Here is an 11,408-nt window from a genome sequence, read left to right on the forward strand (position 1 = left end):
CATGGAGAACAACGACGCTCCCCAGAAGGAACCGACCACGGCCAAGGCCGGGAAGGGACGCCGGGTCGGCATCATCGTCGCCGCCATCGCGATCACCGCGGTGGTGACGGCGGGCGCGACAGCGGTGTTGGCCAACGTCATCGAGCGGATGTCGGAGGCCAGGGATCCCTACACCAAGGTGGTCGATCTCGACGACACCGTCGCCGATCCGGCCGTCTGGGGGCAGAATTTCCCCAGCCAGTACGAGTCTTACCTGCGCACCTCCGAGATGACGCCGACGGTGTTCGGCGGCTCGCATGCTGAGGAGCGCACCGCGACGGAGACCGATCCGCGCACGATCGTCTCGACCAGCCGACTCGAGGAGGATCCCCGGCTGAAGGACATGTGGGCGGGGTATCCGTTCTCCGTCGACTACCGCCACGCCCGCGGCCACGCCTACATGCTCGAGGACCAGCGCTACACGCTGCGCGTGCTCGACTTCAACCAGCCGGGCACCTGCCTGAACTGCCATGCCTCGACGGTGACCCTGATGAACGACCTCGGTGACGGTGACCGTCAGGCCGGTTTCGAGAAGATGAACCAGATGGCATACGTTGACGTGACGCAGCTGGCCGAGCATCCGGTGGCCTGCATCGACTGCCACGACCCGGCGACGATGGAGTTGCGGATCACGCGCCCAGCCTTCGAGAAGGGGATCTCCGCATACATGGCCACGCAGGGCGTCGAGGATTACGACGTCAACCGTGATGCCACGCGTCAGGAGATGCGCAGCTTCGTGTGCGGGCAGTGCCACGTCGAGTATTACTTCGAGAAGGAGTCGAAGGAGCTCATCTTCCCGTGGACCAAGGGCCTCGACATCGACGAGATCTGGGACTACTACCTGGAAGACGGCCACCGCGACTTCGAGCACGCGACCACCGGAGCGCAGGTCGTCAAGGCGCAGCATCCCGAGTTCGACATCTTCTGGTCCAACTCGATCCACGCTGCCAACGGTGTGAGCTGCGCGGACTGCCACATGCCTTACGAGGCCGAGGGCGCCCGCAAGGTGACGAACCATCACATCCAGTCGCCGCTGCTCAACGTCAACGCGTCCTGCATGACGTGCCACAACGCCACCGAGGAGGAGATGACAGAGCGTGTCGTCGGCATCCAGGACCAGTTCATCGGAACCCGCGATCGCGCGTTCGACTCCCTCGTCAACCTGATCAGGGACCTGGAGGTGGCGCAGACCGACGGCACCGACGAGACGACGCTGAATGCGGCCCGCGAGTTCCAGAACAAGGCGAGCTTCTACCTCGACTACGTCTATTCGGAGAACTCCTACGGCTTCCACGCCCCCGCCTACATCCAGCGCATCCTCGCCGACTCGCTCGACGCGTCCCGCAAGGGCCAGCTGGTGCTGCAGGGGACCGATCCCGCCTCCCTGGAGGCCTCCGAAGTCACGATCGCGAACCGTGAACGCGCAGAACAGCGCTGACGGGGCTAGGCCCGGGGCCCCCGGCAACGCCGCGGGGCCCCCGTCGGAACACGTCGAGGAGTTGCGGGCCTTCCTCGCGGGCGCGCCCGAGTCGCTCCGGGAGTGGGCCGACGAGCAGTTGGCCGCCGTCGGTGAACCGGTCGTCGATCAGCCCACCGCGAAGCCTTGGCAGACCCGAGAGCCCGAACAGAGCGACGACGCCGACCTCGCGCTGGCCGAACTTGGCGAGGACGACGACGCGCCGACTCGGCCCAAGATCCACACCCCAATGGACAAGGCCAACACCCCGGTGCCGACCAGGAAGAAGCGCCCCGCCGCGCTGATTCCGGTGCTCGGGCTGATCCTGGTCGCCGCCGTGGTCTACGGCGTCTTCCGGCTGGGGCAGCCCGCCGACACCGCGGCCGCGCCCGAAGCGTCGCCCACCAGCACGGCGAGCACCAGCGACGTCGCGCGTATGGCGGAGTTGGAGGCCAAGGTGGTCTCCACCCCCGACGACGTCGCCACCAACCTCGAGCTGGGGGTGCTGCGGTTCAACGCCGGCGACTCCGAGGGAGCCGAGGAGCTGTGGCGGAAGGTGACCGAGGTCGACCCGCGCAACCCGCAGGCCTGGTACAACCTCGGCTTCCTGCACCTCGCCCAGGACCCACCCGACGTCGAGGGGGCGCGAGCGGATTGGCAGGCGGTGCTCGACGTGGCGCCCGACTCCGACCTGGCCGCCACCGTCCAGTCGCACCTGTCGGCGCTCGAGGCGATGCCGACCGGCAGCCCGTCGCCCGCCGCCAGCCCGACGTCGACGGAGGAGTGAGCGATGCGTGAGTTGTTCGGCTGGGTCTACCGCATCCTCTATTCGAAGGTGCTCGGCGCGGTCGTCATCATCGCCATGGCGGTGTTGGCGCTGCTCGGGACTCTGATCGCCCAGGCCCCGGCAACGAGCGACGCGGCCGCGCACGCCGCCTGGCTGGAGTCGGTGAGGCCGCGCTACGGCGGGTGGACGCCGGTCCTGGACTACCTCGGAATCTTCCAGCTCTGGTCGTCTCCACTGTTCCTCGGGGTGACGGTGCTGCTGGCGCTGTCGATCATCGCGTGTACCACGCACCGGCTCCCGCAGCTGTGGGCGCGCGCCACGAAGCCCCGCGTGCATGTCACCGAGAAGTTCTTCGAGCGCGCCCAGTACCGCGCGGAGCTGGAGTTGCCGCTCTCGCTCGACCAGACTGCCGAGCACACCGGCTCGGTGCTGCGCGCGGCGCACTACCGCATCCTTCCTGACGAGACGCTCACCGGCCAGCGCGGCTGGTACTCGGACCGCTTCCGTTGGGGGCCGTTCGGCACGGCCATCGCGCACGCGGCCATGGTCGTGATCCTGATCGCCTTCGGCGTCTCGGCGTTCACGGGGTTCGAGGAGAACCTCGACATCGCGGTGGGGGAGAGCGCAGAGGTGGGCCACGACACCGGGCTGGTCGTCACCGTCGACTCCTTCAAAGACGCTTACGACGACATGGGTCGCCCGACCGACTACGTGAGCCAGCTGGTCGTGACCCGCGACGGGCAGGTCGTCGCCGAGCAGGAGGTGCGGGTCAATGAACCCCTGCGCATCGACGGCACCGCCATCCACCAGGCATCCTTCGGCATCGCCGCAGGTATCACCGTCGAACAGGAAGGCGCGACCCTCTTCCAGGGGGCGGTGCCCTTGAAGTGGCAGAGCAACGACGGGCGTTACGCGATCGGCAAGATCCAGCCTGCGGGCACCGGCCTGGAGGTGCTGGTCGTCACGCCTGCTTCGGGTGCCACCGACGCGGGGATCGCCGCGGGCAGCGCCGTGTTCGAGGTGTACAACGTGGCCAGCGGCGAGAAGCTCGACGTGATGCCCGCCGAGCAGGGTGAACAGGTGGAGGCTGGCGGGCTCACGCTGACCTTCGAGCGCGAGTTGCGCTACACCGGCCTGATCGCACGCCAGGACCCCGGGGCGATGTGGATGTGGGTGGGCTCGACCCTGCTGGTGCTGGGCATGTGCATGACGTTCATGCTGCGTCACCGTCGGCTCTGGGTCAGGATCACCCCGGTCGACGGGGGCTCCCGCCTGCAGTTGGCCTCGGCCGAGAAGCTCGACACGACCTTTGAGAGGCACTTCCGCGGCCTGGTCGAACGGATCGACGCCACGGCTCCCGAGACCTCACCATCAACGGACGACAAGGAACTGATCGATGCTTGAGTCTGCCGAATACCTGGTGACCGCCACCGTCGTCACCGTGCTGCTGGCCCTGCTCTGCGGGATTGCGCTGGCCGCATCCAGCCGAAACCGGGCAGTGGCCCAGACCCGCAGCCGCGCGAAGGTCAGCGTCGGCGCTGGTGACTTCGCTCCTGTGCAGCCGAAGGCCGAGGCGGCCGCCCCTGCGCGGAGCAGCAGCCTCTCGTGGTGGGCGACCGGTTTCCAGGTCGCCGCGCTGGTGTTGCTGACGACCTACATCGGCATCAGGATGAGCATCACCGGCCACGGGCCGTTCTCAAACCAGCATGAGTTCGCCGTCGCCTTCGTCTGGGGCATCCTGCTGGTAAACCTGTTCTTCGAGATGCGCTTCCGGATCCGGATGCTCTCGCTCGTCGTGCTGCCGGTGGCGGCGGTGCTCCTGGTCTACGCGCTCGGCCTGGACACCGGCGTCAAGCCGCTGATCCCCGCGCTGCAGAACAACCTCCTGTTGACGCTGCATGTCGGCTTCGCGATCATCGCCTACGGTGCCGCGTGCGTCTCGTTCGGGGCGGCCGTCCTCTACCTGTTGCATCCGGTGCTGCCGAAGCGGCTCCCGTTGCCCCGGCAGGATGTGCTCGACGACGTGGGCTACCGCGCCGCCGTCGTCACGTTCCCGCTGCTGACCATCATGATCGTGCTCGGCTCGGTGTGGGCGAACACGGCCTGGGGCCGGTACTGGGGTTGGGACCCGAAGGAGACTGCAGCGCTGGTCACCTGGCTGGTCTACGGGGCCTTCCTCCATGTGAGGGTGGTGCGCAACTGGCGTGGCCGCCAGGCCGCCTGGATGCTGGTCATCGGCTTCGTCACGGTGTTGTTCGCGTACTTCGGCAACCACTTCTTCGGGGGCCTGCACTCCTATGCCTGAGCCGTGGTCGGTCAGCGCCGACGGTGCCGTGAAGCGGGGCCGGAGGCTGTTTCCCGTGCTCGGGCTCGTGGTGGTGACGGTGCTCATCGTCGCGGGGGTGTTCGTGGTGCAGGGCGTGCCCGAGCCGACGTCGGCGGCATCGGTGAGCGCGGATGAGGTGGGGCCCAAGGTGGGGGCTGAGGCGCCCGACTTCAAGGCCCTGGACATCGAAGGCAACCCCGTCACGCTTTCAGAGCTGAAGGGGCAACCGGTCTGGTTGTTGTTCCAGGCCACGTGGTGTTCGTCGTGCCGGGCCGAACTGCCCGACGTCGAGGCTATGAGCGAGCGGGTGGAGGTGGTGTCGATCTACCTGAAGGAAGACCGGGAAACCGTGTCCGACTACGCGCAACGCCTCGACCTGAGCATCGTCAGCGTCCCTGACCCGATAGGTGAGATCTCGCTGAGGTACCTGACGTCGTCGGTGCCGACGCACTTCTTCATCGACGCCGACGGCAAGGTCGCCTCAGTCGCCAAGGGAGTGTTGTCGCTCGCCGAGATGGAGGAGCACCTGGCCGGGATCGAGATCCCTGTCGGCTGAGGGGCGGACCCGGGGTCCGGACCGTCTCAGATCAGAGAGACGGTCCGAAGCGCGGTGTGCCTGCTCAGGATCTCGAAGTCGCGGTCTCCGTGTACGACGGGGTGTCGACTCTCAGCGCGACGGCGGCGATCTGGCAGTTGCCGAGGTTGCGTCCCGCGTCCTGGCAAGATGTTGAGGTGCTCAACGAAGGATTCTGGGACCTGGTCGACGCCGCCTCCGCAGGTGAGGTGGTCGACGACAAGCTCGCACTGCTGACCGACCAGGTGAAACGACTCGAGTACGAGGAGTTGCTCGGTTTCCAGCGGTGTCTGGGTGAGGCCCATGCCGAGCTCGACAACGCTGGCCTCTACGGGGCGGCAACCGCGCTGATGGGGTTGGTCAGCGACGATGTGTTTGAGTCGGTTCGTTCCTGGGTGATCCTGCACGGTCGCGCAGCGGCGACGCGGGTGCTCGAAGATCCCGATTCGTTGGCCGACCTTGGGCTCACCGACGAGGATGAGATCGGGGCGTCGGAGTCGCTGGTGTTCGTCGCCGACCAGGTACACGAGGAGCGCTTCGGCGTGCCGTTGACGGGCCGCCATCCAGACCTCGATTTCCTTGTCAACCACGAACCGTCGGCGGGCGGCCTGCCGTCGGCGCGCGTGTTGAAGCAGCTCTACCCCCGCTGTTCGGCGGTGAAGCGCTGGCGGCTGCCGGGATGGCCATTCCGGCGGTGAGGCGATGCGTCGGCGGGGTTGGGTCCAGGCAGCGTGAGCGGCGCGTTTGAGGTGCCACTCGGCGTCGAGCCAGATGATCTTGGTCGGGTGCGGAGCCGACCCGCGGTTCAGCCCAGGGCGATGTCCAACGACTTCCAATCGAGGTCAGACGGCGCCGACGACGACACCGACGCCAGCAGGCCCTGGCGGGCGGCGCGGACCGACGGGTCCTCCGCGTTGACCAGGATGTCGTCGAAGAACCTCGCGGCCGCTGCGACCACCGGCTCGGTGCGGTCCAACACCACGTCGATGGTCTCGCCAGCCGTGCCCGCAGGCAGTGCCTCGATTGCTTCACGCAGCGCGACCTCGGCCGGTTCGGTCAGCAGCGTCGCGTCGTAGCCCGCGGCGACCCCGTCGGGCAGGATGCGGCTGATGCGCACCAGCGTCGAGACCAAGCCCTTGAGGCGGGCGTCTTCCCTGCTGGCCGACAGTTCGGCGAGCAGGCGGGCGGCGCGACCGGGGGCGTCGGCTGCAGGCAGGATCGCCGAGACCAGGTCGGCGGAGGTGCCCTCGTCGCGAAGCAACTGGGCGAAGCGTCCGATGGTGAACTCCAGGGCCGAGTCGACGGCGTCGGCCGCCACCTCGATGCCCTGCTCGGCGAGCCGCGCGACCGCTTCGGTGAGCCCCGTGCGGATCGTCAACGACTCAAGCGGCGTACCTGCCGATTCGCGCAGAATCCTGACGACGCCCAATGCCGCGCGGCGCAGCCCGTACGGGTCGGACGAGCCGGTCGGCTTGGCACCGAGCGCGAACATGGCGGCCAGCAGGTCGAACCGGTCGCCCAGCGCCAGCAGCGCGCCCGGGACGGAGGCGGGCACCGGATCGGCCGAGGTGTGCGGCTGCTCCATCTCGTAGAGGGCGTCGGCGACGGCCTGCGGCTCGCCCTTGCGGACGGCGTACTCGCGGGCCACGAACCCGGCCAGCGAGCTCATCTCGACGACCAACTGCGTCGCCAGGTCGAACTTGGCCAGTTCGCCCGCGCGCGTCAGCGTCGCCAGTTCTTCGCCTTCGACCCCGACCTGGGCGGCCAGGCGGGTGGCGACGTCGGCGATGCGGCGGGCCCGCAGCCCCATCGAACCGAGCCGGTCCTCGAACGTCAACTTGTCCAGGCCGGGAACGAACGAGTCGACGTCGGCTGCCTCGAGGTCGGCGTTCCAGAAGAACAGGGCGTCCTCGTAGCGGGCGCGGATCACCGATTCGTTCCCTGCCCGGACGACCGCATCGTCGCAGAGGCCGTTGGCCATCGTGATGAAGTGCGGGGCGAGCAGGCCGTCGCGGTAGACGGGCAGGTAACGCTGATGCTTGCGCATGACGGTGGTGAGGATGCGGTCGGGCAGGTCGAGGTAGCGCTCATCGAAGTTGCCGAGCACGCCGTGGGGCTCCTCGACCAGGTTGGTGATCTCCTCGACCAAGGCGGCCTCACCGTCCAGGTCGACCGTCGCACCGACCCCGGCGGCCAGGGCCACGGCCTGTTCGCGGACGGAGTCGCGACGCTGGGAGCTGTCGACCGCGATCGCGCCGGCCGCGATGGTCGGGAGCAGGTCGTCCGCGGAGGCGATCTCGACATGCCCGACGAGAACGCCGTCGCTCCGGCGACCCGCCTCCTGACCAACGACGGGGCGTTGCAGGTAGGTGGTGCGACCGGCCGTCACGTCGGAGACGGTTGCCGGGACGACCGCGTCTCCCCAGAGCACGACCAGCCAGCGGATCGCACGGGAGAAGGTCAGCGAGGGGTCGCTCCAGCGCATGTTCTTCTCGGCGCGCAAGCCGGTGACGACGTCTGCGATGATGCCGCCCATCACGTCCAGGACCCCGCGCCCGGCGACCGACACCCTAACCGCGGCGTGCTCGTTGCCGCCGATCTCGGCCTTGACGATCTGGTCGGCGGTGACGCCTTGGCCGCGCATGAAGCCCGCCAGCGGCTTGGTCGGGTTGCCGTCGGCGTCGAACGCGGCCTGCCACTTGGGGCCCTTGCGGAGCTGTTCGGCGTCGGGCTCGGCCGCGGCCAGGTCTTCGACGATCGCGACGATGCGCCGCGGGGTGCCGTCTACGGTGATCGCGCCGTGCGCGAGCCGGGTCGCTGCGAGCTTGGTGGTTAGCGCCTCCCGGACGGCGTCGACCGTCTGCGGGACGACGTGCGGGGGCAATTCCTCGACCCCGATCTCCAGGGCGAAGGTCTGGGGGTGGGAGCTTGGTTTCGACACGGGCGCTCGTTCCTCGCGGCCCGGCTCAACCAGCGGCTGCTCGCGGCCCGGCTCAACCTGCGGCTGCTCGCGGCCCGGCTCAACCAGCGGCTGCTCGCGGCCAGGCTCGACCAGCGGCTGCTCGCGGCCAGGTTCGACCGACTCTGCCCCTTCAACCTGCGGCTGTTCGTGCATCAGCGGGAAACCGAGCTCCTCGCGACGTTCGATCCACAGCGCCGCGGTGTCGCGCATCAGGCGACGCATCGTCGCGAAGGCCTTGGCCCGTTCGGTCGTCGAGATCGCGCCGCGGGCGTCCAACACGTTGAACGCGTGGCTCGACTTCAGGATGTAGGAGTGCGCGGGTACCGGAAGGCGGGCCTCGACCATCCGGGTCGCCTCGCCGACATAGGTCTCGTAGAGCGACCGGTTCGCCTCGACGTCGGCGTCGTCGAGGTAATAGCGGCTCATCTCGTATTCCTGCTGCCCGAACGCCTCGCCGTAGGTGACGATGCGGCCGTCCGCGGCGGTGGCGTAGGCGATGTCCTTGAAGTGCGTCACGCCCTGCTGTGCCATCAGGATGCGTTCGACGCCGTAGGTCAGCTCCACCGGGATCGGGTCGAGATTCTGGCCACCGACCTGCTGGAAGTAGGTGAACTGCGTGATCTCCATGCCGTCGAGCCAGACCTCCCAGCCGAGCCCCCATGCGCCGATCGCGGGCTGGGCCCAGTTGTCCTCGACGAAGCGCACGTCGTGCTTCGACAGGTCGATCCCGAGGGCCTCGAGGGAGCCGAGGTAGAGTTCCTGCGGGTCGCCCGGCTCGGGCTTCAGGATCACCTGGAACTGCGTGTGGGTCTGCAGCCGGTTCGGGTTCAGGCCGTAGCGGGAATCGTCGGGGCGGACCGACGGCTCGACGTAGGCGACGTCCCACGGCTCCGGGCCGAGCACCCGCAGCACCGTCGCGGGGTTCATCGTCCCGGCCCCGACCTCGGTGTTGAACGGCTGCCACGTCAGGCAGCCCTTCGAGGTCCAGTAGTCGGAGAGTCGGCGTAGGGCGTCTTGCATCGTCAGCACCACAGCAGATTACCCACTTCCGCCGCGATCCGCTCATCTGGAGTGTGCCATGCTGGCAGTTGAGTGAACCCAATTGCAGAAGGAGCATCGTGAAGGTTCTGGTTCCGAAGGCCTACCGGGGCAAGTTGCCCAAGATCGACGACGCGGAGATCGTCATCATCGACCAGCGGGTACCTGTGCCCAAGGAGCACCTCGACGCCGAGGTCCTGGTCGCCTGGGGGCAGCCGCCTGAGGTATTGCGCGACTCCGCCGAGCGACTGACGAAGCTCAGGCTGGTTCAGGCGTTCCTCGCAGGCCCCGACCCGGTGGTCGCCGCGGGATTCGCTCAAGAGGTGCCGATCTCCAGTGGCGTCGGGCTGCACGACGGGCCAGTGGCTGAGCATGCGCTCGCCCTGATCCTCGCTCTTCTGCGGCACCTCCCGCTCGCGGTGCAGAACGCCGAACGCCACGTGTGGGACGTCAAACACGCGGGTTCGATGAAGGAGCGGGCCGACGACGGCCGCGTCACGACCCTCGACGGCGCCAACGTCACCATCTGGGGCTACGGTTCCATCGGCTCGACCCTCGCCCCGCACATCAGCCTCCTCGGCGGCAACGTCACCGGCGCCGCCCGCACGGCAGGGGTGCGCGGCGGCGTCACCGTCGTCGACGATGCGGGCCTGGCCGACGTGCTCGCCGAGACCGACGTGCTCGTGATGATCCTGCCGACCCACCCGTCGACGGCCAAGGCGATGGACGCGCAACGGTTCGCGCAGCTCAAGGAGGGCGCCGTCCTGGTCAACGTCGGGCGGGGCAACACCGTCGATGAGAAGGCACTGGTTGCGGCGCTTGAGTCGGGTCGGTTGGCGGGGGCGGCGATCGACGTCACCGAGGTCGAGCCGCTGCCTGCCGGGTCGCCGCTTTGGGACCTGCCGAACCTGCTGATTACCCCGCACATCGCCGGGGGTCGCCCGCAGAACGCCGACAAGCTGCTGGCGCACAACATTGCGGCTGTCCGAGCCGGGGGAGAGGTGCGCAACCTGGTGCGGGTGACCGGGCGATGAGCACTATCTCGGGTTCGATCACCACTTGAACGTTAAAACACGTCGTTTGGACAAACGAACCCGGAATAGTGCTCAACGCCAGACCTGCGCCCCGCGACTTGTCCGGGTCCGCCGCCCTGGCGGAAGATTGAGTCCGTGAGTTCCTCCCGCGTCGACCTGACCAAGTTCGCCTGGCTCTCCATCGCCGCGGCGCTGGTGACGATCACGCTCAAGACCGCGGCCTGGTTGCTGACCGGGTCGGTCGGACTGCTCTCCGACGCGGCCGAGTCGGTCGTGAACCTGGTCGCGGCGATCGTCGCGCTGATTGCGCTCAAGGTCGCCGCGAAGCCTGCCGACAAGAACCACCACTTCGGGCACTCGAAGGCCGAGTACTTCTCTTCGGCCGTCGAGGGGATGATGATCTTCGTCGCTGCCACGGTGATCCTGGTCGTCGCGATTCAAAGGCTCTTGAACCCGCAACCGCTGGAGCAGATCGGGATCGGACTGATCATCTCCGTGGTCGCGGGCGCGGTGAACGGGGCGGTCGCGATCGTGCTGATCCGGGCCGGGCGTAGGTACAACTCGATCACGTTGCGCGCCGACGGTAATCACCTGATGACCGACGTCGTCACCTCGGTCGGCGTCGTCATCGGCATCGCGCTGGTGTGGCTGACCGGATGGCAGATCCTCGACCCGATCGTCGCGATCGCCGTCGGGCTAAACATCTTGTGGACCGGCTGGAAACTGGTGTCTGAGTCGACGTCGGGGTTGATGGACGAGTCGCTGCCGAAGGAGACCAACGCCCGGATCCGTCAGATCCTGGCGGAGAAAAGCAGCTCCGAGGTGGCCTTTCACGCCCTGCGCACCCGGGTCTCCGGAGCGAGGGCGTTCATGGAGGTGCACATGCTCGTGCCCGGGGCCTGGAGCGTCAAGGAGGGCCACGACGCCATGGAGGACCTGATCGACGACGTCCACCGCGAGTTCCCGGACCTGTACATCACGGGTCACTTGGAGCCGATCGAGGACCCTCGAAGCTACGAGGACGAGTTCCTGGACCACTGACGTCGTCGGGGGCTGCTGCGTCGGTGGGGAAGTTCGCGGTTCAGGGGAAGTTCGCGGTTACCAGGGGTATGGCTGGCTACCAGCGGCATACGGTTGGTGTCGCGCTGTATCGCTGGTGTCGGCGTCTGACCGCTGGTGTCGACGACTTGCG

9 protein-coding genes are annotated in these 11,408 nt (G+C 67.9%); 8 read left to right on the forward strand and 1 reads right to left on the reverse strand.

From position 1 onward, the window contains the following. The first annotated feature begins 1 nt into the window (after window position 1). Genes BUC15_RS13500 through BUC15_RS13525 form a run of 6 tightly spaced genes read left to right on the forward strand, consistent with a single transcriptional unit; the run spans window position 2 to window position 5,880 of the window. Window positions 2-1,477 carry an ammonia-forming cytochrome c nitrite reductase subunit c552 gene (locus tag BUC15_RS13500; protein ID WP_073189169.1) on the forward strand — a complete coding sequence of 492 codons (1,476 nt, stop codon included), beginning with the start codon at window positions 2-4 and terminating at the stop codon, window positions 1,475-1,477. Further along, the gene (locus BUC15_RS13505) at window positions 1,455-2,282 is read left to right on the forward strand and encodes a tetratricopeptide repeat protein (protein ID WP_073189171.1); all 828 of its coding nucleotides are present in this window, start codon (window positions 1,455-1,457) and stop codon (window positions 2,280-2,282) included. The genes BUC15_RS13500 and BUC15_RS13505 overlap by 23 nt, the downstream gene beginning before the upstream one ends. Window positions 2,283-2,285: 3 nt before the next feature. Beyond that, entirely contained in the window at window positions 2,286-3,686 is a 1,401-nt protein-coding gene (locus BUC15_RS13510; RefSeq protein WP_073189173.1) for a cytochrome c biogenesis ResB family protein, read from the forward strand. Then, the gene (gene ccsB / locus BUC15_RS13515) at window positions 3,679-4,587 is read left to right on the forward strand and encodes a c-type cytochrome biogenesis protein CcsB (protein WP_073189175.1); all 909 of its coding nucleotides are present in this window, start codon (window positions 3,679-3,681) and stop codon (window positions 4,585-4,587) included. The genes BUC15_RS13510 and ccsB overlap by 8 nt, the downstream gene beginning before the upstream one ends. Beyond that, complete coding sequence (locus BUC15_RS13520) at window positions 4,580-5,164, forward strand: TlpA family protein disulfide reductase (protein WP_073189177.1); 585 nt, start codon at window positions 4,580-4,582, stop codon at window positions 5,162-5,164. The genes ccsB and BUC15_RS13520 overlap by 8 nt, the downstream gene beginning before the upstream one ends. 56 nt (window positions 5,165-5,220) lie before the next feature. Next, on the forward strand, window positions 5,221-5,880 hold the full coding sequence (locus BUC15_RS13525; protein WP_073189180.1) for a DUF4240 domain-containing protein: 660 nt from the start codon (window positions 5,221-5,223) through the stop codon (window positions 5,878-5,880). Between the two features lie 107 nt (window positions 5,881-5,987). Here the strand turns inward: BUC15_RS13525 and glyS are convergent, their stop codons facing one another. Continuing rightward, window positions 5,988-9,164 carry a glycine--tRNA ligase subunit beta gene (gene glyS, locus BUC15_RS13530; RefSeq protein ID WP_073189190.1) on the reverse strand — a complete coding sequence of 1,059 codons (3,177 nt, stop codon included), beginning with the start codon at window positions 9,162-9,164 and terminating at the stop codon, window positions 5,988-5,990. Between the two features lie 98 nt (window positions 9,165-9,262). Between glyS and BUC15_RS13535 the strand changes: the two genes are divergently transcribed. Together BUC15_RS13535 and BUC15_RS13540 are read left to right on the forward strand one after the other, a co-directional pair. Next, the gene (locus tag BUC15_RS13535) at window positions 9,263-10,216 is read left to right on the forward strand and encodes an NAD(P)-dependent oxidoreductase (protein ID WP_073189182.1); all 954 of its coding nucleotides are present in this window, start codon (window positions 9,263-9,265) and stop codon (window positions 10,214-10,216) included. A 135-nt stretch (window positions 10,217-10,351) separates the two neighbouring features. Continuing rightward, entirely contained in the window at window positions 10,352-11,257 is a 906-nt protein-coding gene (locus BUC15_RS13540) for a cation diffusion facilitator family transporter (protein ID WP_245787985.1), read from the forward strand. Window positions 11,258-11,408 lie beyond the last annotated feature (151 nt).

The organism is Tessaracoccus bendigoensis DSM 12906 (genome assembly GCF_900141915.1).
In the GTDB taxonomy this organism is placed as follows: Bacteria; Actinomycetota; Actinomycetes; order Propionibacteriales; family Propionibacteriaceae; genus Arachnia; species Arachnia bendigoensis.